This is a genomic window from Funiculus sociatus GB2-C1, from assembly GCF_039962115.1.
GTDB classification, from domain to species: domain Bacteria; phylum Cyanobacteriota; class Cyanobacteriia; order Cyanobacteriales; family FACHB-T130; genus Funiculus; species Funiculus sociatus.
Genome location: NZ_JAMPKJ010000047.1, coordinates 12079 through 36972, shown reverse-complemented (window position 1 = coordinate 36972; position 24894 = coordinate 12079). Strand labels below are relative to the sequence as shown.

The window sequence follows — 24894 nt, the reverse complement described above, 5'->3', positions numbered from 1 at the left end:
CAAATAAAAACTTCCCTACCAGAAAGCAGGGAAGTTTTTTTATAAATTAATCCGTTGTCCGTTGATAGCTGCCCACTAACCACTGACTACTACTATGTAAGCGTCTCCGGTAAGCCGGGGAGCCACGCGAAAAGTACCCACTGACTACTGACCCAGGCGAGACGCCTGTGCTACGAATAGACTGTTCAGCTGGTTACTTCAGCAGCTTTTTGGTAGGGCAAACTTCCACCTACAGTCTCAGTTGTGTCTGCTGTATCCATAGCAGCAACTTCAATGTGGTTAAACAACGTAGTCACGAAGGCAAATAGCAAGAAGGGCAGAGACAATACGAGGATAAGTCCCACGGTGGCTAGGGCGTAGATTTGACGAGTGCTACTCCACAGGGCAAGTGCCGAGGCTAAACTAATGAAAATCACAATCAACCAAATGATGATTTGACCGTAGATATCGCCAAAAGAGAGGGTACAGACGAAGCGATACTTTTGCATTTTATCCATGACGTTTTCCTCGCAACATTCCTTTAAATTTCTAGGTTAAAGTTCGGACTGGGTAATGACCAATTTCTAAATCTTTTTCAAAGAGTTGCAACACGACTTTACAATTCTGCGCGACCGCAAGTTTGGTTTAGGCGGCTTTGGGGTGCTACGCATCCTTCTTTTGGCTGAAAAAATTGCGTTACTGAAGTTTGAAGCCGTCCCTAGGAAAATTTTCTTTAAAAAAAATACCAGTTACGCATATTTGTAGGATAGGCGAGACACCTGCCCTACGTGCAACTTCCTGCACAAAGTCAAAGGTAAGGCACCTTATGGGTATTGTATAAATTACCAATCTTTTAAATTTAGCTACGTATAATTACGTAAAAATATTGTCAAGAGTTGATAACTTTGCGAGTAATTCCAGTTGCGATCGCTCTGTTGCTCATACCGCAGGCTAGAACGGTATCCACCCACTTCAATAGGGCTTTGCCTGCAATTAGGCTCGTCTAGGTAATCGAAATACTTTACACAAACATCATAATTTCCTCAGCAAAACAACTTTTATTAGTAATAATCAATACATACAATACATATATAACAAAAATTATGCACCACAGATGGGAGAATTTATGGGGGAATTTTTACAAAGTTTTTTGACTTCAAACTCATTTATTCCCCACGGCCATTGTTACCTGTGGAAGCCTGGTTTGGTGTGGCTGCATATCGCCTCAGATTCTCTAATTGCCTTAGCTTATTACTCTATTCCTATTACCCTCTTAAACTTTGTCCAAAAGCGACGGGATTTACCCTTCGATTGGATATTCTTACTATTTGGAGCCTTCATAGTTTCTTGTGGCACAACCCATGTGATGGAAGTGTGGACACTGTGGCACCCGACCTATTGGCTTTCCGGTATGCTGAAAGCCATTACCGCTGGAATTTCCCTTTATACAGCAGTGCTACTGGTACGGTTAATTCCCCAAGCCCTAGCGTTGCCAAACTCGACACAACTAGAAGCAGTTAACCACAAACTGGAAGCCGAAATCATTGAGCGATCGCGTATTGAGGAGCAGCTGGTGCGATCGCACCAGCTGCTACAGCTAGTAATGGACAACATCCCACAATTCATCTTTTGGAAAGATAGAAATTCAGTTTATATAGGTTGCAATCGCAGTTTTGCCACAATGGCTGGCATTGACAATCCAGAAGATATCGTCGGGCTGACAGACTACGACTTGCCTTGGAAGCAGGAGGAAACAGAATTCTTCCGCAAGTGCGACGCTCGCGTGATGGAGACGGACAAGCCAGAATATCACATCATTGAACCCATACTGCAAGCTGATGGCAAACAATCCTGGGCGGACACTAACAAAGTTCCCCTCCATGATGCAGAGGGAAAAGTTGTAGGCATCCTTGGTACTATCGAAGACATTACCGAGCGTAAACTGGCAGAGGAAGAACTGCGTAAAAGCCGGAATCGTTTTGATTTGGCTGTTCTTGGTTCCAGAGATGGCTTGTGGGATTGGGATCTTCAAACCAACGAAGTTTATTTCTCGCCGCAATGGAAGAGTATGCTCGGTTTTGCGGAGCATGAACTGCAAAATAATTGGGATGAGTGGAAAAATCGGATACACCCGGATGATAGCGATCGCATACTAGCCAATATCGAAGCTTGTTGGGATGGACTAACTCCTCATTGGGAAGTAGAATACCGCTTGCAGCACAAAAATGGCTCTTATCGATGGATTTTCGGGCGGGGAGCGGCGCTATTTGATGCCAACGGCAGAGCTATCCGCATGGCGGGTTCCCACACAGATATTACCGAGCGCAAAGCTGCCCAAGAAGCTTTGGAAAAAGCTAAAGATGAGCTGGAAAAAAGTTATAACCTCTTGCGTGCGGCGATCGATGGCACTCCAGATGTCATCTTTGCCAAGGATATACAGGGACGCTACATATTAGTTAACACCTCTGCTGCCCATTTATATAGCCAGCCGGCAGCGGAAATTATTGGTAAAGATGACACATTATTATTTTCGCCCCAAATGGCACAGCGACAAGCTGAAATTGACCGGAGGGCGATCGCTACCGGGCTTCCCCAGCGATCTGAAGAAGTTTTCACGCTCCGGGGAATTACACTAACTTATCTATTGACCAAAAGTCCCTACCGCGACGCGCAAGGAAACATCATCGGTGTTGTTGGTATCGCCCAAAACGTTACTTCCCGCAAACAGGCTCTTGATGCCTTAAAAAAAATCAACGAAGAACTAGAAAGCCGAGTTGAGGAGCGCACAACACTTCTTAGAGATGCTAACGAGAAATTGCAGCGCGAAATTGCCGAGCGCACCGCTACTGAAGAAGCGTTACGAATTAGCAACCAAACTTTGGAAACGCTGATTGAAGCTTCCCCAGTAGCGATCGCCACCATCTCTGTTGATGGCAAGGTGATGATGTGGAACCCAGCAGCAGAGCGACTTTTTGGCTGGAGCGAACAAGAAGTTATGGGTCGCCCTCTGCCCATCGTTCCTCCAAGTGAACAAGAGCAAGCCCTTGCCCTACTTCAATCGGAGATGCAGGGGGAGGTACCTTCTGGTATCGAATTACGCCGCCAGAGGAAAGACGGTTCATTGATTCATGTCAGCCTCTGGACAGCACCGATGTTTAATAGCAGTGGCGTTGTAATTGGTAGCATCGGCTTATTGATTGATATCAGCGCCAGAGTGCAAGCCGAAGACGCACTGCGGGAGAGTCAACAACGACTACAGGCAATTTTGGATAACTCCCCAGCAGTCATTTACCTCAAAGACCACGACGGGCGATACCTTCTGGTAAACCGCCAGTGGGTCAGCCTGTTTCATGTCTCTTTAGAGGAAGCCAAAGGTAAAACTGACTGGGATCTTTTTCCTTATGAATTAGCGATCGCATTTCGGGAGAACGATCGAAAGGTACTCGAAAGCGGAACGGGTTTAAAAATTGAGGAAGTTGCCCCTCTAGACGATGGACTCCACACCTACCTGTCGATTAAGTTCCCTCTATACGACTCTGCTGGCGTATCTTATGCCATTTGCGGGATCTCCACTGACATCACCGAACGCAAAGTCGCTGAGGAGAAACTGCGGCAGTCGGAAGCAAAATTTCGGGAAGTAGCGACTAGGGAAGCACTACTCAATCGCCTTGCGAGCCAGATTCGCGCTTCCCTTGATTTGGATACACTTTTAGAAACAGCCGTACTCGAAATCCACAGCCAATTAGAGATTGATGTTTGCCTGTTTAGTTGGTATCGTCCCAACGGCGCTCGTCCTGGTTGGATGGTCGTAAAAGATGCCAAAAATCCCGATTTGCCCAGCTTCCGGGGTTTATATCCGTTGGAAAACTGGCATCCGTTCACATCTGCGCTAGTAAATCTGGAAATATTCCGAGTGGACGATGTTACTCAGAGTGATTTGGCAGTGCAGGAGATGTTAAAGCCTTATAATGCTGCTTCTCTGTTGTCGCTGCCAATTCAGACGCAATCAGGCAAGTTAGGTGCGGTGACGTGCGGGCGTTTGGTTTCCCAGCAATGGACAGAAGGGGAGTTGGAACTACTACAAGCAGTATGCAACCAACTAGCGATCGCTATCGACCAAGCCGCACTCTACAAACAAAGTCGCACCACTGCTGCTGCTGCCCAAGCGCAAGCCACCCAGCTAGAACAAACCCTGCGGGAACTCCAACAAACCCAAGCCCAACTCGTTCAAAGTGAAAAAATGTCTAGTTTGGGACAGATGGTGGCTGGTGTCGCTCACGAAATCAACAATCCCGTTAACTTCATCTACGGCAATATTATTCATACTAATGAATATGCCGCAGACTTACTGAGTTTGTTGGAACTTTACCAGAAATACTATCCTCATCCAGCAGAGGAAATTCAAGCTTCTATTGCCGCAATTGACCTGGAATTCCTCCAAGAAGACCTGCCCAAACTCCTATCATCAATGAAAATGGGAGCCGACCGCATCCGGCAAATTGTCTTATCGTTGCGTAACTTCTCGCGACTGGATGAATCCGAAATGAAACAGGTGGACATTCACGATGGGTTAGATAGCACTCTACTAATTCTGCAAAACCGTCTGAAACCCAAACCAGATCGTCCTGCTATCCAGGTGATAAAAGAGTATGGCAACCTGCCCCAGGTGGAATGCTACGCCGGACAACTCAATCAGGTGTTTATGAATATCCTCAGTAACGCTATTGATGTACTAGAAATGGGGAATGGGGAACGGGAAATGGGGAACGGGGGCTGGGGACTCGTGAATAGAGAATTTCCCATCCAAAATCCAACTCTGTCTAACTCCTGTTTATTAAAGGGGAAAGCCAAAATTCAAAATCCGGAAATTCGGATTTTTACCGAGGTGCAGGACGACAATCAAGTGCTGATTCGGATTGCTGACAACGGGCCAGGTATGACCGAGGAGGTACAACGTCGGTTATTCGATCCTTTCTTTACCACTAAACCTGTCGGCGCAGGTACAGGTTTAGGGATGTCTATTAGTTACCAAATTGTGGTAGAAAAACACGGCGGTCAATTGCAGTGTATTTCTGCACCAGGGCAGGGCGCACAATTCCTCATCCAGATTCCGATTGGGCAGAACAAGCGGCAGGCGCTGGCTCAGATCATGTCTTAAAATTTGAGTGGCGTTTGTAGCGATCGCGCGTTTAGCAGTGACTGTTCAGGAGTCACCCGCCGACATCACCAAAAGGGAAAAGCGACAAGTAAATTTTACAACTTTTAATTTCTAGTTTTAAATTGCATCCCAATCTTGTTGCTGTGGGCGCTTGTGCGGAACGATATCATAAAAAAAGCAAATTTTCTTGATTCAGCATGACTTCTCACCCCGTGCAAAGTAACTTCAACAGAGACTCTGACCCTAGTGAACATAAACCTTCTGGCGATCCTGGTTTGCGCGGATTTGCCAATCGTCTTGCTAAAACGATGGAGAGAGATGCTTTAGTTCAAAAAACTACCGACGAGCTAAGAGATTTTCTTCAAGTCGATCGAGTAGTTTTATATTACTTTTATCGCCAGTGGAAAGGTCAAGTTACATTTGAGTCTTTAAATTCTGACGAGTTCTCAATCTTCGGAACGACAGGAGCTGATGACTGCTTTAATGATAACTATGCAGAAATGTACCTAGAGGGAAGGGTAAGAGCGATCGCAGATATTGAATTAGAACCCATCCACCCTTGCCACCGCGATTTTCTCCGCAGCATCCAGGTTCGCGCTAACTTAGTAGTACCGATTCTGAATCCTTCCAGGTTGTGGGGCTTGCTAGTTGCTCATCACTGCCAACACCCTCGTCCCTGGCTCCCCTCAGATATCGAAACCATGCAAAAAGCAGCAGAAACTCTCGCCACTTCTAGTTCAATCCGAGAAAGCTAAAGAGTAGTTGAATTTTGTGTGCTGGGTGGAGCAAGGAAACCCAGCACACATAGAAATTCAGTCAATTCAATCGAAACTCATCAAACTTTACCACCTTAGATTCTTCCACCGTATCAAAGCGGTAACTACTCACCGTACCCGTACCCGTGTCCAATATACTGAACGCCGTAATTTCATTACTCGCCACATACGGCAACGGTTTCCCATCCTCAGCCATCAGCGGCGCAATTGTAGGCACAACCGCCTCCAACCTATTCGGATCGCCCGTTACCGCATAATTTTCCTTATTAAAGCCATCTGGTACAGGTCGCTTCTTGTCGCCAACAGCAGCACCATAAGAGTTGCCCACATTAGAAGTTTCCAGAAAGTGCATCCCGCTAGGGCTCACAAAACGATTCCATAAATGCGAGTGTCCATAAAACACCAACTGCACCCCAGCCGCCTCTAGCAGTGGCTTCACATCCCGGATAATATAATCGGCTTCCTTGGGATACTCATAGCGAATAGATTTTCTGCTGCCATCCGCATTTACTTCCCGCACCTGCACCGGGTCAGTATATGCAGGAACAATATTGTCACCCAGAGAATGGGGTGGATGATGCAACATCACCATTTTATATTTAGCTTGGCGAAACTCCGAACCCGATAGCTCTGTTTCCAACCATTTATACTGCTTGCTGCCCTTAGCAATTGGCTCAAAGATGTGCTGTCCATAACCCCAATTTTCAGGGTTATTCAAATCTTGCTCTCGTTCGCGGTATCTTCCCCTAGTCTTCTCTTCAAGTCCCCAATAACGCCACATATTCGTAGCGTACAACACCACCAAACGCACATCCCCAAAGGTGAGAGCGTAGTATTTTTCTCCACCTTCTTTGCTCTGGGGTAAAGTAAAAATTTCTTCGTAGGTGTCGGTATTAAAAGAATTGTCTTTCAACCAAGCTTCGCGCACCTTTGGGTCGTCACTATTGTTTAATTGCGTCGCATTTTTTGTATATATTTCCTCAGCAGCTTTCCGGGGAAACGAGTCATCAAACTGCTCGTTTAAACTTTTATCCATCGAGAAGCGTCCCATGACTTCATGGTTGCCAATTGCGGTATAAATTGGGGCGTGTTGAATAATTTCTCCGCCTTGATAAACTGTTTTGATGCCATTGCGATCGCTTATCGTTTTCGCCCGTCCTTGGAAACAAGGAAAAAAGGCACCTCCACGGTCATCATCAAACCACTCGCTAGCACGGTCGGGAACGTTTACTAAGTCCCCGACCATGAAAACAGCATCGAATTTTCCCATAGTCTCAACTGCCTTCTGAAGATTGGCAGCTGTCATCGGTTTGAGTTGGTGATCAGAAGTCAGCAGGATTTTCAGTGACGTTCCCTGTGGAGGTTTAGGGGCGAGGGTGAACACCTCGCTAGTTACAGCCTCGCCATCTTCCTGTACGCTGGTCACGCGATAAGGCACACGTTTGCCTGGAGTTAACTCAGCGACTTCTGCCTCGTGCCGCCAGATGTCGCGTCTAGTTGGCTGCTGGTATTTATTATCCTCAGTTTGGTTCCCTACCTTTGATTCCTGGTCTTCCCTGGTGCGGCTGAGTTTGGTGGTAGTGGCGACGACACTTTGAGCAAAATTTTCACCGTAGGCGACACGATGACGAGTGCCAGCAAATTCAGTAAACCAAACAACTCGCACGCTCGTCTCGCTGGGCAGTTGCAGAAATGGGGCAGTCAGCAGCTGATTTTGGGATGTCATAACTGGCTGTGGGGTTAATAGCACAATTATTAGACTAACGGCTGCCAGAAGCAAAAACACAGCCGGAGCGAGTATGGTACGACTGGTGAGGCGTTGAAACATCGCTGTTTTTCCTGGGAGGGAAGGACGCGATTTTCCAAGGGGATAACCCCTTTGAAGGGTTCGCGCCAAAATATTTTTGTAGGGTGAGCATTTGCCCACCCTACAAAGGTTAACTCTTATTAATCGGAGTGGCGGGATTCGAACCCACGACCTCAGCTACCCCAAAGCTGCGCGCTACCAACCTGCGCTACACCCCGGCACAGTCTTAAATTATATAATGTCTTTTTCTAAATTGTCAAGAGCAATTTAGAAAACCTTTAAAACTTGCGTGGCTTGCACCAAACCTGGAACCGCATCCGCCGACCAATTCCCTTCTGCCCGCCTCCCGGTGTTCAAGATAAAGCGAAGACTGTAGGCGTGGGGATAACCTTCGACTTCCATCCAGAGTAAATCGCTTTCCGCCTCACAGGAAATTTTTTCTTCATCCATCAATTCATCGGCACTCTGGGCCATACTTTGAGCCAACTGCTCCAGCAATCGGCAAAATTCAGTTAATTCTGCTTCCGTCAGCTCAATCGCCCAATCCTCCCCACCTACTAAACCTTTAAATTCAGAGGTATTGGGGTTCCAGCCAATGCGCCAACCAACTCCACTTTTAACCACACGTTCCATAGAAATCATTAAAAATTGAAGAACTTCTATTCCATTTTTAATTTTTCATTTTTTAACAGCTGAGCATCCCCCGGTTGGGGCAATTGCCTGCGTTGGGGTGTGGGCTGTGGTGCAGGTGAGGAAGTGGAAGATGGTGGTGTCGTTGCGTTCTGGGATTTGCCGCCAAAAAAGCTAACTAAGACTTGAACTAAGGCATCTCGTTGCGCTCGATTCATCCGACTAACAGCAGCGCGATCGCCTTCTAAAGGATTTTGCCGCAAACTATCATAACCCGGATATACCGATTCGACTATCAATTCATTTGCACCCAGATAGTCAGCCAAAGTCAGTTTCCAATCCAGACGATAGTTCGGTGGACGTGACTTTACATATACGTGATACCGGATCAAGCGACTCACTAAAGTGTTTTCTGTCGCCGCCTTACCGGTTTCCTTACTGATGTATTGATTTTCCCGTGGCAAATCCGGTAGGCGTTGATAGACTTGCTGCCAGACATTCTCTGTCCTCACTATCTGGGCATTAGCAGGATGAAGCAGGAAGGATGTAGGATGAAGGGAAAAATCAAGGATGCTTGCCCAAAGGCATAGACACGCCGCTGTTATGACAACGGTAAAACGCCCAATTGGGTTGAGAAACCTCCTACTTTGTCTTTTCATCTTCTCCTCACATAAGAATACTGCTCAGTGCCTTGGCTTATAGTGCTGAGTAAGGGGTCAGGAGTTAGGAAAAGAAATTCTCTCTTGTCTCCCTTCCCCTCTACCTCTTTCCTAGTCGCCAATAATCTCCGGTTGGGTCAGTTCATCGGACATTTCAATAATTGCCCGCATCACTGGCTTCATCATCGGATCGTCTATATTATCAAAGTCTTCATAGCGACGGCGCTTGGCACGATTCGCCACCTGAACCGTAATCCGGTAGCGATTGGAAGCCGCACTAACCAATTCTTCCGCCCGGTACATAATTAAAGCTGAATCAAACTTGGAACGCTTAAGCATAGGGTTGTATTTGTTATTAGTGGTTAGTAGTGGTATACGAGGCACGTTATTTGATGAAAGCGAGCGTTGCACACTTCAGTTTAGCAGGAGACTCAAAGCCTTTGGGGTTGTTAGCACTGTGGATCTGCTTTAGGGGGAATGTCTCAAAGTGCAAAGAATCGCTTAATATTGTTTAAATTATTGTCAAAGTGTAGAGTTCTGAAAACAAACTTTTCGGGTATTACAGTTCATGCAAACCATTGTCGCACCTAGTCTTAAGCCGTTGGGTCAAGTTAATAGCCATCCCCTGAAGCTTGTAGCGCTGGGAGACAGCATTGTTTATGGATACGGCGATCCTGAAGGCGGTGGTTGGGTGGAAAGGCTACGGCGGCGCTGGATGTTGCCGGATAGTCCGGGACACGTCCTCTACAATTTGGGTGTCCGGGGTGACTGCGTAAAGCAAGTACAAGAGCGTTTAGAGCAGGAGTTTCGCCATCGGGGTGAATTGAGAAATCGCGTCCCGGATGCGATCGCGTTGTCGGTGGGGGTAAATGATTCGGCGCGGCTGGCGCGAATTACCGGGCGAAATTTCACCGATTTTGAAGTTTTTCAAGCTGAAATGGCAGCTTTGCTGGAAAAAGCACAACATCTTTGTCCCGTCTTATTCGTGGGAATGGTGCCAGTCGATGAGGAGAAAATGCCATTTTTCGATTGTTTATACTTCAATCACGCCGATCAGTATCGGTATAAAGAAGCGACTCGCCTAGCGTGTGTAGCGCGACAGATTCCATATCTGGATATTTTTGATTTGTGGCTGGATCGGGGTAAAGATTGGTGGCGATCGCGTCTTACCCAAGACGGACTCCACCCTAATGTTTTAGGCTATCAAGCATTGCTGCAAGATGTCCTTAACTGGGAGCCAATGCAACAATTTTCTCAATTCAGCTTAACGACACCCTAAACTATCCCGTGTCGAGACACCAGTCACTGGGTTGATCCCGCTAGCGCGATCGCACAACTTAGTCACTTCATAGCGGTCAATCAAAGCATCGGTAAAATCAGCACCAGTGATGTTGGTATTGTAAAAACGCGATCGCATCAAAGTCGCTTCTGTGAGGATAGCATTACTTAAATCAGCCTCATCCAACGTCACCCGATCTACCAAAGCGCCTGTCAAGTTTGCACCCCGCAAATTTGCCCCCAATAAAACACCCTTTGTCAATATGGCATTAGTAAGATCGGCTCCTTGAAAATTTGTCTTCCGCATTTCGGCAGACACAAACACCCCACCCACTAAATCTGCATTTGAGAAATCCCGGTTATTCAAATTAATATTTGTGTAATTAATTCCATCTAGCTGAGCCAAAGCTGGAGTAGCACTCAACATCACCCAGAACCAGGCAAGAACCAGCACTATAATTGCTCTGAGCAAACCTATCAAAAAGCTCTTTTTCTTGTTGCCAGGCTCAGTCTGGGATTGGCTCCCAGTCGGCGTTTCTTGGCTAAGTTTGGCAACGAAGAAGTTGTAAGGTTTCATCGAAAAAATTATAAATTAAAAATAGATGAAGGTTTCAATTTTTAATTTTACCTTCTATTTCCACATCTACCAGGCTCTGCCTTTTGGTAGGCGTTCTCAGAGGGTGTCTGAGAAGTGTCAACAGTTAGTTTGATCCCCCAGCCGCTGCGCTAGAGAAAAGGGGGAGAATCAAGCCTTACTCCCCCTTTTTAAGGGGGATGGAAGGGGGATCTCCACCCTCTAAGCGTCTCGATTATGACTTTTCAGACATCCTCTCAGTCAGATGCTGAGAACGAGAATATAATTTTAGTCTTTAACTGTATTTAACCAATCTTCCCCAATTCGCAGGGTTATATCAGATTCCAGATCCCCAATGGAAGCAGCCTCAATATGACCAACACCCAAAACTCTTTTCAAATCCGCTGCCTTCCTTAAGTCACCTTGCTGCACAATAATTTGAGTTTGACTTTCTTGGTCAGGCCAATCCTGCACGATATAAATATTAGTAAATCCCTTCTCAGCCAAATATTTAGCAAAGCGATTACTTACATCAGGCTCTCCGGTAGCATTTTGGATAGCGATTCTCAAATTACTCAGAGAACGACTTGTTTCCACTTCCGAAACAGTCGTTTGTTGGTCAAAATATTCGCGCACTATCCGGTCTTTCCCCACTTCATCCAGAATCCAATAACTGGCAATGTACTCTTTAGGGTCGCTGAACCGACCGGGTAACAACACCATTTTGTAATCATCTTGCTCTAAGTTGATGCCAAAACTTGCCAGCGCCAGCATTTCCTCCAAGCTGAGATTAGTGTCAATGTACTTCCACATTACTTGGATGAGTTTAGGCAATTGTGCCAGCACAGTTGGATTAGTAAAACGCTGTCGCAACGCCTTCAGCAGCGCTTGCTGACGCTGTACTCGACCAATATCCCCATACTGATCCTGACGGAACCGGGCGAACTGTTGCGCTTGATCTCCATTCAGAGTTTGCCATCCTGGGGAAAGATCGATTTTAAGTTTTTGGGTTTTGTCTTCATAGGACATCTGGGTGGGAACAAATACTTCAACGCCACCCACTAAATTGACCAACTCCCCAAAAGCGTCTGTAGTAACTCGCACGTAACGGTCAATCGGCACGTTGTTCAGGGTGCCACTAACAACTTTTGCAGCTAAAGCAGACCCTCCGTGTACGTTCGCTTGGTTGATTTTTTGCGCCCCAACGCCAGGAATTTCTACTCGCGTATCCCGTGGGATGGAAAGCATTTTTACAGAATGGTCTGTGGGGTCTAGGCGCAAAAGCAGCATTGTATCGCTGTTGCCTGTGAAAGCATCGGGTGAGTTATCTGGGGACTCATTGAGGCGGTCAATCCCCATGACGAGGATGTTTACAGGTCGCGCCAGACGATACTGAAAGCCTTTACCCCAGGTATCGTTTAGCGAGTTTTGTCCGGGAGCGTTAGAAGAGATAATCGGGGACAAAGGCGTAATTAGCGCCAAAGTTGCCCCAACTGTGGCAGAAACGGTTGCTGTGAGGACAACGGCACCTATCCATAACAACCGCCGCCCCAAGCCGTCTCTGTCAGACGTAACCTCTTCGGTAGCATCGCTATTCACATCTTCTGTATCGGGATATACTTGCTCGTTGTCAGAACCATTGGATGATTCTTGTCCGACACTTGTTTGAGGCTGTTTGATGCCTTCTTCCACTTTTACCTCGCGATCATAACCGCAGCCTAATCGTATCGTTCATGAGACTTGTATTCCAAGGTGAATTATAACTTCAGCTACTGGCTCCCTTAAAGGAAATGATCTTGTTTCTAGGGAAATGCTTTTTTTGCTGACACATGACGACAAAGTTAATATAGTGCAGACAATAAATAGGCTGTAGCTAAAATGACTCAATCTTTGATACCTGTGATTCTAGCTGGTGGCAAAGGAGAACGCTTCTGGCCCCTGAGTCGCAAGCAGCGACCTAAGCAGTTTTTAAGTCTGGATGGTAGCGGCAAAAGTTTGTTGCAAGCTACAGCTGACCGTCTGCTGTCCCTGGCTGGCGGTTGGGACAAGCTGTGGGTGTGTACTTCCAGCTTGTTAGCCGAAGGTGTGAAAGAACAACTTCCCCAGCTACCAGTAGAAAATTTGCTGGTTGAACCAGAAGGACGCGACACTGCGCCTGCTGTTGCTTGGACAACTCTGGAAATTGCTAAAGCTTATGGTGAGGAAAGTATAGTAGGCTTTTTCCCGGCGGATCACTGGATTGCCGACGAGAAAGCTTTTCAGGAAACTCTGGAAGCTGGTGCAGCTTTAGCCGCAACGCAGCCATCGATTGTAACTTTGGGAATTAAGCCGAATTATCCATCCACCGGCTATGGTTACATTGAGCAAGGGGAAGAAATTGGCAATTTTGGTGGATTTCCTGCTTACGCGGTGAGCAGATTTACAGAAAAGCCCGACCGCGAAACTGCTGAGGAGTTTCTGGCGACGGGTCGCTTTAGCTGGAACAGCGGGATGTTCATTTTCCAAGCTGGGGTGGTGCTAAAGGAGCTGCATACTTATGCGCCAGAAATCATCAGTCTTTTGGAAGAAAAAGGTGTAGCAGCTTACTCTGACTTGCCGAAGAAGAGTATTGACTATGCGCTGATGGAGAAAACGCAACTGGCTTATGTGCTGCCAGTATCTTTTGGGTGGGACGATTTGGGAGATTGGAACGCCATCGAACGGTTGCTGAAAGGGGATAAGCCCAACGTGGAACTGGCGACTCATGTAGGAATGGATACGCAGGGGGCGATTCTCTATGCTGAAGGTGAGGATGAGGTAATTGTGACGATTGGGATGGAGGATGTGGTGATTGTACGCGATCGCAATGTCACCCTGATTGTCAAAAAAGACCGCACCCAAGAAATCAAAAAGGTTCTTGAGTTGCTGCGAAGCAATCCCAAATTGGAAAAGCTGCTTTAAATCTATCCTCCAACGGAAGGCAGAAATTAGAACTATGAAGTATTAATAAGGATGGCAATCGCTAATGGCTAATTGTGTAAGAACCATTAGCCATTAGCGATTAGCCATTAGCCATTAGCTATCCTTCAAAACCCGTGTACTCCCTAACCCAAACCACTTCTCGCCAAAGAGAAATTCTTGAAGTCGTCTTTCGCAACGGCTGGGACTATATGCGACGGCTGTTGAGTGGCGGCAAACCTGATGAGCCGAAACTGCCAACACCAGCTGTACTCCGCAACATTTTAGTGGATTTGGGGCCCGTCTACGTCAAACTTGGACAACTGCTCTCAACGCGCCCAGACCTACTATCGGCGGACTACATTAATGAACTGTCATTATTGCAAGACGATGTTCCGCCTGTGCCTTGGTCACAAATTGAAATCGTGATTCGGCAACAGTTATCGCGGCCGATGGAGGAAGTTTTCGCCACTATCAATCCCCAAGCCGTTGCTGCTGGTTCAATTGCCCAAACTCATAAAGCAACTTTAGCCGACGGGCGAGATGTAGCGCTGAAGGTGCAGCGACCGGGAATTGATGCGGTAATCGCCCAAGATATCTCCTTAATTAAAGGTGTCGCAAGTTTGGTGACATTCACCGACTTGGGGCCAGACATAGATATTGTTGCCTTAGCTGATGAATTTTCTACGGCGTTGTTGGCAGAATTAGACTTTACTAAAGAAGCTGCAAACACCAATCAACTGCGACAAAATGTATCTAAAAGTCGTTGGTACGATCCCACGCAAGTAGTAATTCCAGAGATTTTCTGGGAGTTTACTACAGAAAAGTTATTGGTGATGGAATGGCTGGATGGCGTACCGCTTTTGTTGGCAGAGTTTGGGGAAGAAAGCAACGGTAAAACTCCCGATGTGCGGCGGCGAGAAATTACCCGATTACTATGCCGCGTTTTCTTTCAACAGCTGTATATTGACGGCTTCTTTCACGCTGACCCGCATCCAGGCAACATTTTTTATCTTAAAGATGATCGGGTAGCGCTGCTTGATTGCGGGATGGTGGGGCGACTAGACCCCCGCACTCAGCAAATTGTGACGGAGATGCTGTTAGCAATTGTCAATATTGATGCACGTCGATGCAGTCAATTAACGCTGCAATTGGCTGAGTCAGCTACTTTGACAAACGTGTCAAACTTGGAGAGTGATTTTGAGAAGCTGCTGCGAAAATACTACAACCTCAACCTGTCGCAAATCAACTTTAGTCAAGTATTTTATGAGGTGTTGCAAGTAGCCCGCGATAATAAAATCCGATTGCCTAGCAATATGGGTTTATACTCGAAAACTTTGGCAAATTTGGAGGGGACGGCGCGGCGATTTGACCCGGAAATGAATCTAATCGAGGAAATTAAACCTTTGATGACAGATTTGTTCCGTCGTCAGCTATTTGGGGACGAGCCGTTACAAGCTTTGCTGCAAACAGCTTTGGATGTTAAAAGTCTGTCTTTAGAATCTCCCCGCCAGCTTGAGTTGCTGTTAGATAGAATCACTTCTGAAACTTTGAAGTGGAATATAAAGACGCCAGACATCATTCCATTCCGTCGCAGTTTGGAGAATTCTGCTAACCGCCTTTCCTTCAGTGTTGTAGTGGGTTCGCTGATTATCGGGGCGGCGATTATTTCTAGCAACGCTCAAACAGGAGGTGGACTATCTTTGTTAAGCAATGGTCTATTTGCTGCTGCTAGTTTCTTGGGGTTGTGGTTAGTTGTTAGTATCCTACGTTCTGGGCGTTTGAGGTAGTAGAAAAGTAGCGATCGCTGTACACAGACAATAAAGTTCTTAAGTAGACAATAAAGTTCTTAAGTAAACAATAAAGTCCTTTACTAACTGGCACACAGGTATAAGTACCTAAAGACTACAACCAGATTAGCTAATTAGCGATCACTCTTGAAAAGCGTGGACAAAGACTCGGCAATAAAATGCTGATGAGCTTTGTTCACGTTTTCAGTTTTTAACTACTCTTTTTGGCACACGACTAAAAACCTTTGTGGAGTTGCATGGAATTCATCGGTAGTTAGAGGGTTTTGGTGTTACTTGTAGACTTTGACTGAGAATCAACATGTACATTCCAGGCTAAAACTTAATCCAAAACCCAGAACAATTGGCTGTTACTTGCACCTTGATGGATTGGCAATACTAAGGGAGTAGTCACTAAAGCCAAGCTATCAGTAGCTTAGAATGGTATCCGGTCAACTCTCGACTCAAGAGGAACTCAGAAATAGTGCCACGTCGCAGCAATAAGCAGCCCACCAAATCCATCAAATCAACTGAGCAAACTGAACTGAAATTCCCGGCACCAGAGGATGACAAGCTGGAAGTGTCGGCGATGGAGACGTGGCTGTGGGATGCAGCGTGTACGATTCGTGGCACGACTGACGCGCCGAAGTTCAAGGATTTCATCCTGCCCCTAGTGTTCTACAAGCGCCTCTCGGATGTGTTTGATGATGAGTTTGCCCGCCATGTGGAGGAGTTTGGGGATGAAGAGACTGCCCATGAGGTGATTGAGGCTGACCATAAGGATGCCATAACGACGGGACGCAATAGACCGGATGGTGCGCTACTACATCCCGGATGAGTGTCGTTGGGACAAAATCCGCAATCACGGTGAGGAGGGGTTGGGGGAGTTTATCACGACTGCTACTCGGAAAGTGACGGAACTGAACCCGGAACTGAAGGGTGTGCTGGATATTAAGGACTACAACGAAACCTAAAGCGGTCAGCGGACTCTGGGGGATGACCGTCTGGCGGCGTTGGTGGAGGTGGTGAGTCGCCATCGGTTGGGGTTGAAAAACACGAGTCTCGATGTGTTTGGAGATGCCTACGAGTAGATTAAACCGCGTTTGGTGTTTGAGCGCAATTACCCCGACCAGAAAAGCAAAGCACTTAAACTCTATGGTCAGGAACTCAATCATACGACGTTCGCGATCGCCAAGATGAATGCGGTCATCTACGATTTTCGCGATTCCAGTTTGGAAATTGGGGACAGGTTTCTCAATCTCAAGTTTGTGGAGACGGGTAAGGGGTTGATGCGCCATGACTACGCGGTTGCTAATCCCGTGTGCTATTTAAAGTCACAAATTTTGCGTCAAATGAGACGGTTTAAGAATGCTGATTTTAGCCATCCAGAGAATCTTAATTCCCTGTTATCAAGAAATTTTGTCTAATCTGAAGTGCTTGATTTGGGTTCGTTCTGACGAGGAAAAGATACAACCAAGTTTAAGGGAGAGGATACAGTTAGCATTTGACCATCCTGAGCTAGTAAGACGGTTTGGTTGTTTATTTTTGGGAGAAAGTGACCAGTTGATTAAAACGATCAAACTTGCAAGGGAAGATTATCTTAGTGGACAATGTGGATTTTGACGCCGATAAAACTGGTTTTATCGGCGTCAATCTCAACGAGATCCACTTTACCTTAGCTGCGCTCATTCAAGAGTCGGCGCTGGGGCAGGCGAGAATTATTAATCTAGAACGGAAGCGCCCAATTCTTGCTACTTTCTTGAGGATCAGCTGCCATTACGAGCGCTCATTCCCCCGCTTCTTTGTCTGGTGCCTTGCTGTCATCATTTTCTTCATTTTGGCGTATAACTTTCTCCCAGCCTCTCTAGTTAGAGCGGACAACCTAACCCCTTCTGGGGGATTGTGGGATAGCTTTTATATTCTCTGCGGCAACCTTCACCTCTCTCTCGTCTAACCTTCAGGCGGGTTCTGTTTTGGCGAAGATTTTGGTACTTGTCGAGGCGGTGATTGACTACCTAATGACCAAGTTGCTGGTGGCGATTTTGGTGAAAAGAACGATCCGAGATTAGAGGAAGCGCGCTTTTTTACGGCGAACAAGGCGGGGCAAAAAGGCAGTCAAAAACGTTCAAAGCGTTGCAAGGCAGGGAGATTTTCCGGCGAACGGATTTGAGGGCGCTGGTCTTCTAAAGGGAGTTTTGGATGTACAGCGATTGATTCACAATTGGGTAAGACCGCATTGGCGACTGACAAAAAATACGACTCCTGCAATGGCAATGGGATACTGCCAACGCCCGCTTTCAACGCATGAATTGTTGACCAAGGCAGAACCTGGCACTAATTAAGATACGTTTACCCTGGCAAGGAGGATAAATTTCTCATTCGAGAATGTTGGAATTATCCAGAATGGCTGGAAAACCTAAAGAGGGGATTCAAGCTCTAAGTGTGAGGAAGTATATTCATGAAGCGTACCTGTCTGACAGGCGTTAACTCAGCTCATAAAATTCATCGGGAGAGGTTCAATGATTGCCATACCTGGAATTGCCTTCCATTGCAAAATCTATGAGAGTTCAGTATCTCTAGTGTATCGGGGCATCCGAGTGCAAGATCAGCGATCGCTCGTAGTTAAGCTACTCAAGCAAGATTATCCCTCTCCCCAAGAACTGACACGCTACAGACAAGAATATGAAATTACCCGTTCTCTCAACCTGGAAGGCGTCGTTAAGGCATACAGCCAGCAAGACTATCAACGGACACTCGTCATTCTCTTAGAAGATTTTGGTGGAGAGTCTCTAGAGCAATGGATGCACAATCGACCAGAGTCTTTCTGTCCCATGCCCTTAGCTACTTTTCTACCGCTTGCGATCGACCTGACAAACATTCTGGGCAGAATCCATGCCGCCAATGTCATTCATAAAGATATCAACCCAGGAAACATCGTTTTCAATCCGGATACTGGCGTTGTTAAAATTATTGACTTTGGGATTGCTACCCAATTTAGCCGTACAAATCCGACGTTCAAGAGCCATTATGGTTTAGAAGGAACTCTTGCCTATTTGTCCCCAGAGCAAACCGGGCGCATGAACCGTTCGCTCGATTACCGCACCGATTTTTACTCGCTTGGTGTGACGTTCTACGAACTGTTAACCGGACATCTGCCGTTTCCCACAGCAGACATCCTTGAGCTAGTTCATTGCCATATTGCCAAACAGCCGGCTCCGCCCCATGAACTGAATGCAACGATTCCAAAACCCGTTTCAGATATTATTTTGAAACTGATGGCAAAAAATGCAGAGGATCGCTATCAGAGTGCTTGGGGTATCAAAGCAGATTTAGAAACAGGTTTTTGCCAGTTGGCAGAAACAGGTCAAATTGACAGTATTCAACTGGGTATTCAAGACGTTTGCGATCAGTTTCAAATTCCCCAAAAATTGTATGGGCGCGAAGCAGAGATTGAAGCATTATTAGCAGCATTTGACAGAGTAGCAGGAATGGGGAATGAACAATTGAGACTGAAGAATGAAGAAAATTCTGAATTCAAAGTCGAGATGATGTTGGTATCGGGCTACGCTGGGGTTGGTAAATCAGCATTAGTACAGGAACTCTACAAACCTATTACTGCAAAGCGCGGTTATTTTGTCTCTGGTAAGTTTGACCAATTTGGGCGCAATATTCCCTACAGCGCGATCGCAGATGCTCTGCAAAAATTAGTGCAGCAATTGCTCAGTGAGCCAGATGAGCATCTGCAACAGTGGCGATCTCAGCTTTTAACAGCTTTGGGAACCAACGGACAAATTATCATTGATATCATCCCGGAAATTGAGTTAATTATCGGCAAGCAGTCGCCCATACCAGAAGTGGGATCAACTGAAGCTCAAAATCGCTTTCATCGAATCTTTGGGCAGTTTGTGCGGGTGTTTTGTTCAGAATCACATCCCCTGGTGATCTTCTTAGATGATTTGCAGTGGATAGACTCAGCCACGCTGAAGTTAATCGAGTTGATGCTGCTGGATGAGCAAACCCAATCCCTATTTTTGATTGGAGCCTATCGAGATAATGAAGTAAATCCAACGCATCCATTAGCATTAATGCTAGAGAGATTGCGAAAACAAGGGGCAGTACTTCAGGAAATTACCCTAACACCATTAACGCTTGAACCGTTAAGTCAGTTGATTGCCGAGACGCTACATCGGAATGCAGACACCGTTTGTCCATTAGCTGAGTTAGTTTTGCGTAAAACTGAGGGTAATCCGTTCTTTGTCAGTGAATTTTTGAGAATGCTGCATAGCGAAAATTTATTGACCTTTTATACTGAAGGCTTAAGCTGGCAGTGGAACATAGCTCAGATCCAAGCCCAAGATATCACTGATAATGTTGTGGAGTTGATGCTTCACAAGTTGAATAAACTACCAGAAAATACACAGCAAATTCTCTGGTTAGCTGCTTGCATTGGCGCTGAATTTAATTTAGATACTCTATCGATTGTTTGTGAAAAATCACATAAAACGGTTTTTCAAGATTTACTAACAGCCATACAAGTTGGATTAATTCAACCTCTATCTGAATTAGATGAAAACTTGTTAATTCAAGAGTATAAATTCTTGCACGATCGCGTGCAGCAAGCCTCATACATCTTAATCGATGAATCGCAAAAACAAATTGTTCATTTACAAATTGGTCGCAATCTCCTCGGAAAAACTTTGCCAGAGAGACTATCAGACCGACTGTTTGAAATTGTCGATCATCTTAATCATGGAATTGAGCTTGTCACAGATCGACTAGAACGCAATGAAATTGCTAGATTAAATTTAATCACAGGACAGAAAGCAAAAGCTGCGATCGCCTATAGTGTGGCTCAAAACTATTTAGCCAGAGGTAGAGCATGGCTGACAGACTCCAGTTGGCAAACTAACTATGAGCTGACCTTAGAGTTATATACAGAAACAACAGAAGTCGCGTATTTGTGTGGCGATTTTGAGCAGGTAGAATCGTGGGCGGCGATCGTTTTACAAGAAGCCAAAACCATTTTCGACATCGTGAAAGTTTACGAAGTCAAAATCCAAACCGATATCGCGCAGAACCAGCTATTAAAAGCAATAAATACTGGATTGCTAGTGTTACAGAAATTTGGGATCAGTTTTCCCGAAAAGCTCAGTGAATTAGATATTCAGCTTGAAATAGACGCGATCACATCACTCTTTAGCGAGATGCCGATTGAAGAGTTGAGCTATTTGCCCCAAATGGTCGAACAAGACAAGTTAGAAGCAATGAGAATCCTATCAAGGATAACGACCGTTGCCCAAATTGCGGCTCCTAATTTGATGCCTCTATTTGCGTCTAAGCAAGTCAGCTTGTCAATTCAGAATGGAAATGCGTCTACATCTCCTGTTGCCTATGCAAACTTTGGGTTAATTCTCTGTGGGTTGGTTGGAAACATCGAGTCTGGTTACGAATTTGGGCAGCTTGCCCTAAGACTTTTGTCACAGCCACATACCCATGCAATCAAATCTCGGACTCTAACAATTGTAAGTAACTTTATTATCCATTGGAAGAAACATGTCAGGGAAACCTTGCCACAATTTCTAGAAGGCTATCAAAGTGGGCTTGAAACTGGAGATTTAGAGTTTGCTGCCTATTGTGCTCATTGTTATTGCTTTCACTCCTTTGCGGTCGGGAAAGAACTCGTGGAACTTGAACGTAATATGACCAAGTATGGTGAAGCAATCCGTCAAATTAAACAAGAAGTAGCACTTACCTGGAATCAGGTATATCAACAGTCTATCTTGAATTTAATCGGATGCTCAGTTAATCCATTCCGTCTGATTGGAGAAGCATACAATGAGGAAAGCAAACTGCCACAGCATGAAATAACAAATGATGGATTTGCAATCTTCAATGTACATTTTAATAAGCTTTTCCTATGCTATTTATTTTATGAGTACAATCAAGCAGTTCAGAACTCAGACATAGCACAAAATTATTTGCTCCAGATGACAGCTACCTTTGCTAAGGTTTTGTATTATTTCTATGATTCTTTAACTAGACTCGCAATATATCCTGAAAGCTGTGCTCAAGTACAGCCAGAAACTCTCAGAAAAGTTGCGGCTCATCAAAAAGAAATGAAACACTGGGCACACTATGCCCCGATGAATTATTTGCATAAATATTATCTAGTTGAGGCAGAGAAAGCGCGAGTTTTAGGGCGGTTGTTTGACGCAGAAGAACTCTACGAACAAGCAATTCTTGGTGCTAGAGACAATGAGTACATTCAAGAAGAAGCCTTAGCCTACGAGTTAGCTGCCAAACATTATCTGGTGCGGGGTCGGGAAAAAATTGCCCAAACCTATATGAAAGAAGCTCATTACTGTTATGAGCGTTGGGGAGCAACTGCGAAAGTGAGAGATTTAGAAGCTCGCTATCCGCAGTTATTTCCTCATTTATCCAGCGTGGCTTCCACACCAATCCGCACTACTACTGGAACTACCTCTAATACCTCACATATCGCTTTTGATTTAACGGCAGTGATGAAGGCAACTCAGGCGATTTTGAGCGAAATTGAACTAGATCAGCTGCTCCGTTCCTTGATGAAGATATTGATCGAAAATGCTGGCGCACAAACAGGATTTTTGATTTTGGAAAACTCAAGAAAATGGGTGATTGAAGCGTCTAGTGAACTTAATGAGGGTGAGAATGTCTATGCTACACAAGTGCTGCAATCTATCCCAACTGCAAATCATCTACCTGAATCAATTATTAATTATGTGATTCGTACTCATGAATCTGTCATCTTAAATGATGCTACTCGTGAAGGTAATTTTATTAATGATCCCTATATTCAACACCACCAGACTCAATCAGTCTTTTGTTTACCTCTGCTCAATCAAAGCAAGCTCACCGGTGTGTTGTATCTAGAAAATCAGTTGGCAACTGGGGCATTTACACCGGAGCAATCGCAAATTCTAAGCCTACTTTCTACGCAGGCAGCGATCGCGATCGAAAACGCCAAACTCTACTCAAAGCTCCGCGCGAGCGAAAGTCAGATGGCTCAGTTTTTAGAAGCGGTTCCCGTAGGAATTGCCGCCATTGATGCGACGGGTCGCCTTTACTATGCCAATCAATGGGGCATTCATCTCATGGGCAGAGAGATTGATCCTGCCGTACCGCCGGATCAAATCGCAGAGGCTTATCAACTTTATGTGACGGGAACGGATCAAATCTACCCTACTGAAAAAATGCCACTCATCCGGGCGTTGAACGGCGAACGCACTACGATTGATGACGTAGAAATTCGCCAAAATAACCAAACGATCCCTGTTGAGGTGTGGGGCACTCCCGTCTTTGACGAACAGGGCAATGTAGTTTATGCGATTGCAGCCTTTCAAGACATCACTGAGCGCAAACAAGCAGAGAAACTGCTAGCCGGCTATAACCGAACATTGGAACAACGAGTAATTGAGCGGACTTTGCTGCTTTCGCAGGAGATTGAAGAGCGCCAACGAATTGAAAACGCTCTGCGTCAGAGTGAAGAGCAACGCAGGCTGACAATGGATTTCACCCACATCGGCAGTTGGAACTGGAATATCGTGGAGAATACAACAAACTGGAACGATAACCACGCTCGATTGCTGGGGTTGGTCCCCGGTGAAGTTGAGAGTAGCTATCAGGTATGGCGCGATCGCGTTCATCCAGAAGATATTCATCGGATTGAGCAAGCTGTTACAGCAGCTCTAGCAACTCATACCGATTTTGAAGCTGAATATCAAGTGATCTACCCAAATGGTAGTATTCACTGGTTGGTTGGCAGAGGTCGAGGCATTTATAACGCAGCCGGACAGCCTGTGCGAATGTTGGGTGTGATTCTTGATATTAGCGATCGCAAACTCGCTGAAGCTGCCTCGATTCTGGAAGAACGCAACCGCATGGCGCGAGAAATCCATGATACGTTGGCACAGTCCTTCACGGGCATTATCATTCACGCTAGGTCTGCTGCTAGCAAGATAACGGTAGACGCCCAAAAAGCTCAAGCTTACCTGGCTCAAGTACAAAACTTAGCCCGAACTGGACTCACGGAGGCACGCCGCTCTGTAGAGGCGCTACGCCGTCCATACTTATTAGAAAATAACGATCTGTTAAGCGCTTTCAAGCAACTGGCAACCCAGTTAGAATCATCCTCTGGTACGACAATTATGTGTGAAGCCATCGGTATTCCCTATCCGCTACCCTCTGAGGTGGAGAATAATCTGCTCAGGATTGGACAGGAAGCCTTGACTAATGCACTGAAGTACGCCAGAGCAACCGAAATTCGCGTTGAACTGATATATGACTCCGCGCAGTGCAGATTACGAATTAAGGACGATGGACAGGGATTTCCCATTGATCGTTCTTCTAGCCACAATGGCTTTGGTTTATTAGGGATGTCAGAACGTGCCCATCGCATTGGGGCACAACTCCAGATCCAGAGTAATCCTGGACAAGGAACAGAAATCGCGGTGTCGGTAAATCAGCAGGAAAAACCATCATGAATCAATCTAATGCCATTCGTGTTCTGGTTGTAGACGATCACCCGGTTGTGCGTCAGGGCTTGGTCGGGATGCTAGAAGAAGTGCCAGATATTCTTGTTGTTGGACAAGCTGGAAATGGTCAGGAGGCACTTGCTGTCTTTCGTCAAGAACAGCCAGATGCAACTTTGATGGACTTGCGAATGCCCCAGATGGATGGAGTCGCTGCGATTACTGCCATCTGCACCGAGTTTCCTGCTGCTCGGATTATCGTATTGACGACTTACGAGGGCGATGAAGATATTTATCAGGGATTACGGGCAGGAGCCAAAGGATATTTACTCAAAGATGCTGAGCCAGAAGAATTGCTGGCTGCTATTCGCGCTGTTCACAAAGGACAGAAGCACATTCCACCTCAGGTAGGTGCAAAACTCTTAGAGCGCATGACGAGTCCAGAATTGAGCGATCGCGAATTAGAGGTACTTCAACTCATTACAATAGGCAAGAGCACCCAAGCTATTAGCAAGGCTCTACATATTACTGAACGGACTGTCAACTTTCATATCAATCATATTTTAAGTAAGTTGGGTGTAGAGGATCGCACTCAAGCCGTGATCGTTGCATTAAGGCGGGGCATTGTTAGCTTGTAGCGTCATACCTGTCAAATTTGTCAGGTTATCATCTGCATAATTTGTCAGCTTATCAACTGAAGTTTTTCTCAGCGACAAAATCGACTTAACTCTCTAAATTGAGAGTATGCAACAGATAACACAGAGGTATTGATTTACCCAATTTTGAAAGATGTTTTATAGCA

The 24894-nt window shown here is 45.7% G+C and carries 19 protein-coding genes and 1 tRNA gene; 11 read left to right on the top strand and 9 right to left on the bottom strand.

The annotated features are described in order from the left end of the window. Positions 1-185: 185 nt before the first annotated feature. The gene (locus NDI42_RS19860) at positions 186-497 is read right to left on the bottom strand and encodes a hypothetical protein (protein ID WP_190420958.1); all 312 of its coding nucleotides are present in this window, start codon (positions 495-497) and stop codon (positions 186-188) included. Between the two features lie 632 nt (positions 498-1129). On the opposite strand from NDI42_RS19860, the gene NDI42_RS19855 reads away from it, so the two are divergent. Continuing rightward, complete coding sequence (locus NDI42_RS19855) at positions 1130-5137, top strand: PAS domain S-box protein (RefSeq protein WP_190457649.1); 4008 nt, start codon at positions 1130-1132, stop codon at positions 5135-5137. A 197-nt stretch (positions 5138-5334) separates the two neighbouring features. Beyond that, complete coding sequence (locus NDI42_RS19850; RefSeq protein ID WP_190457647.1) at positions 5335-5892, top strand: GAF domain-containing protein; 558 nt, start codon at positions 5335-5337, stop codon at positions 5890-5892. Positions 5893-5953: 61 nt separating this feature from the next. On the opposite strand, the gene NDI42_RS19845 is transcribed toward NDI42_RS19850, so the two are convergent. From NDI42_RS19845 to NDI42_RS19825, 5 genes are all read right to left on the bottom strand, one after another. Continuing rightward, a complete protein-coding gene (locus NDI42_RS19845) occupies positions 5954-7741 on the bottom strand; it encodes a purple acid phosphatase family protein (RefSeq protein WP_190457645.1) in 1788 nt (595 codons plus the stop codon). 123 nt (positions 7742-7864) lie between these two features. Further along, positions 7865-7938 (bottom strand) — tRNA-Pro (locus tag NDI42_RS19840). A 49-nt stretch (positions 7939-7987) separates the two neighbouring features. Then, positions 7988-8353, bottom strand: coding sequence for a DUF1818 family protein (locus NDI42_RS19835; protein WP_190457643.1), 366 nt, complete (start codon positions 8351-8353; stop codon positions 7988-7990). A gap of 26 nt (positions 8354-8379) precedes the next feature. Then, the gene (locus NDI42_RS19830; RefSeq protein WP_199311296.1) at positions 8380-9009 is read right to left on the bottom strand and encodes a hypothetical protein; all 630 of its coding nucleotides are present in this window, start codon (positions 9007-9009) and stop codon (positions 8380-8382) included. Between the two features lie 111 nt (positions 9010-9120). After that, positions 9121-9348, bottom strand: coding sequence for a DNA-directed RNA polymerase subunit omega (locus tag NDI42_RS19825; RefSeq protein ID WP_190457641.1), 228 nt, complete (start codon positions 9346-9348; stop codon positions 9121-9123). Positions 9349-9577: 229 nt separating this feature from the next. On the opposite strand from NDI42_RS19825, the gene NDI42_RS19820 reads away from it, so the two are divergent. Next, entirely contained in the window at positions 9578-10288 is a 711-nt protein-coding gene (locus NDI42_RS19820) for a GDSL-type esterase/lipase family protein (protein ID WP_190457640.1), read from the top strand. Here the strand turns inward: NDI42_RS19820 and NDI42_RS19815 are convergent. Together NDI42_RS19815 and NDI42_RS19810 are read right to left on the bottom strand one after the other, a co-directional pair. Then, entirely contained in the window at positions 10274-10864 is a 591-nt protein-coding gene (locus NDI42_RS19815; protein WP_190457638.1) for a pentapeptide repeat-containing protein, read from the bottom strand. The two genes, NDI42_RS19820 and NDI42_RS19815, sit on opposite strands and share 15 nt — an antisense overlap. Before the next feature lie 285 nt (positions 10865-11149). Continuing rightward, positions 11150-12553 (bottom strand): LCP family protein, encoded by a 1404-nt coding sequence (locus NDI42_RS19810; protein WP_190457636.1) that lies wholly within the window; start codon positions 12551-12553, stop codon positions 11150-11152. Positions 12554-12739: 186 nt separating this feature from the next. Here NDI42_RS19810 and NDI42_RS19805 point away from each other — a divergent pair, with 186 nt between their 5' ends. Together NDI42_RS19805 and NDI42_RS19800 are read left to right on the top strand one after the other, a co-directional pair. After that, a complete protein-coding gene (locus NDI42_RS19805; RefSeq protein WP_190457634.1) occupies positions 12740-13801 on the top strand; it encodes a mannose-1-phosphate guanylyltransferase in 1062 nt (353 codons plus the stop codon). Positions 13802-13935: 134 nt separating this feature from the next. Continuing rightward, positions 13936-15588: an ABC1 kinase family protein gene (locus tag NDI42_RS19800; protein WP_313931378.1), complete on the top strand. Its 1653-nt coding sequence runs from the start codon at positions 13936-13938 to the stop codon at positions 15586-15588. A gap of 411 nt (positions 15589-15999) precedes the next feature. Here the strand turns inward: NDI42_RS19800 and NDI42_RS19795 are convergent, their stop codons facing one another. Continuing rightward, positions 16000-16248 carry a hypothetical protein gene (locus NDI42_RS19795; RefSeq protein ID WP_242017739.1) on the bottom strand — a complete coding sequence of 83 codons (249 nt, stop codon included), beginning with the start codon at positions 16246-16248 and terminating at the stop codon, positions 16000-16002. Here NDI42_RS19795 and NDI42_RS19790 point away from each other — a divergent pair. The 6 genes from NDI42_RS19790 to NDI42_RS19765 all read left to right on the top strand — a co-directional run bounded on the left by NDI42_RS19790 (position 16175) and on the right by NDI42_RS19765 (position 24730). After that, on the top strand, positions 16175-16423 hold the full coding sequence (locus tag NDI42_RS19790) for a type I restriction-modification system subunit M N-terminal domain-containing protein (protein ID WP_277876868.1): 249 nt from the start codon (positions 16175-16177) through the stop codon (positions 16421-16423). The two genes, NDI42_RS19795 and NDI42_RS19790, sit on opposite strands and share 74 nt — an antisense overlap. Next, positions 16398-16559, top strand: coding sequence for a type I restriction-modification system subunit M N-terminal domain-containing protein (locus tag NDI42_RS19785; RefSeq protein WP_190457630.1), 162 nt, complete (start codon positions 16398-16400; stop codon positions 16557-16559). The genes NDI42_RS19790 and NDI42_RS19785 overlap by 26 nt, the downstream gene beginning before the upstream one ends. A gap of 132 nt (positions 16560-16691) precedes the next feature. Next, on the top strand, positions 16692-17012 hold the full coding sequence (locus tag NDI42_RS19780; protein ID WP_190457628.1) for an N-6 DNA methylase: 321 nt from the start codon (positions 16692-16694) through the stop codon (positions 17010-17012). A gap of 176 nt (positions 17013-17188) precedes the next feature. Then, positions 17189-17539 carry a hypothetical protein gene (locus NDI42_RS19775; protein ID WP_190457626.1) on the top strand — a complete coding sequence of 117 codons (351 nt, stop codon included), beginning with the start codon at positions 17189-17191 and terminating at the stop codon, positions 17537-17539. A 565-nt stretch (positions 17540-18104) separates the two neighbouring features. Next, a complete protein-coding gene (locus NDI42_RS19770) occupies positions 18105-24104 on the top strand; it encodes an AAA family ATPase (protein WP_190457624.1) in 6000 nt (1999 codons plus the stop codon). Next, a complete protein-coding gene (locus tag NDI42_RS19765) occupies positions 24101-24730 on the top strand; it encodes a response regulator (protein WP_190457622.1) in 630 nt (209 codons plus the stop codon). The genes NDI42_RS19770 and NDI42_RS19765 overlap by 4 nt, the downstream gene beginning before the upstream one ends. Positions 24731-24894 lie beyond the last annotated feature (164 nt).

Excerpts from the sequence above, each read along its gene's own strand:
- NDI42_RS19860 (WP_190420958.1), bottom strand. The coding sequence starts at position 497 with ATGGATAAAATGCAAAAGTATCGCTTCGTCTGTACCCTCTCTTTTGGC.
- NDI42_RS19850 (WP_190457647.1), top strand. The coding sequence starts at position 5,335 with ATGACTTCTCACCCCGTGCAAAGTAACTTCAACAGAGACTCTGACCCT.
- NDI42_RS19845 (WP_190457645.1), bottom strand. The coding sequence starts at position 7,741 with ATGTTTCAACGCCTCACCAGTCGTACCATACTCGCTCCGGCTGTGTTT.
- NDI42_RS19835 (WP_190457643.1), bottom strand. The coding sequence starts at position 8,353 with ATGGAACGTGTGGTTAAAAGTGGAGTTGGTTGGCGCATTGGCTGGAAC.
- NDI42_RS19830 (WP_199311296.1), bottom strand. The coding sequence starts at position 9,009 with ATGAAAAGACAAAGTAGGAGGTTTCTCAACCCAATTGGGCGTTTTACC.
- NDI42_RS19825 (WP_190457641.1), bottom strand. The coding sequence starts at position 9,348 with ATGCTTAAGCGTTCCAAGTTTGATTCAGCTTTAATTATGTACCGGGCG.
- NDI42_RS19820 (WP_190457640.1), top strand. The coding sequence starts at position 9,578 with ATGCAAACCATTGTCGCACCTAGTCTTAAGCCGTTGGGTCAAGTTAAT.
- NDI42_RS19815 (WP_190457638.1), bottom strand. The coding sequence starts at position 10,864 with ATGAAACCTTACAACTTCTTCGTTGCCAAACTTAGCCAAGAAACGCCG.
- NDI42_RS19805 (WP_190457634.1), top strand. The coding sequence starts at position 12,740 with ATGACTCAATCTTTGATACCTGTGATTCTAGCTGGTGGCAAAGGAGAA.
- NDI42_RS19790 (WP_277876868.1), top strand. The coding sequence starts at position 16,175 with ATGGAGACGTGGCTGTGGGATGCAGCGTGTACGATTCGTGGCACGACT.
- NDI42_RS19795 (WP_242017739.1), bottom strand. The coding sequence starts at position 16,248 with ATGAAATCCTTGAACTTCGGCGCGTCAGTCGTGCCACGAATCGTACAC.
- NDI42_RS19785 (WP_190457630.1), top strand. The coding sequence starts at position 16,398 with ATGGTGCGCTACTACATCCCGGATGAGTGTCGTTGGGACAAAATCCGC.
- NDI42_RS19770 (WP_190457624.1), top strand. The coding sequence starts at position 18,105 with ATGATTGCCATACCTGGAATTGCCTTCCATTGCAAAATCTATGAGAGT.
- NDI42_RS19765 (WP_190457622.1), top strand. The coding sequence starts at position 24,101 with ATGAATCAATCTAATGCCATTCGTGTTCTGGTTGTAGACGATCACCCG.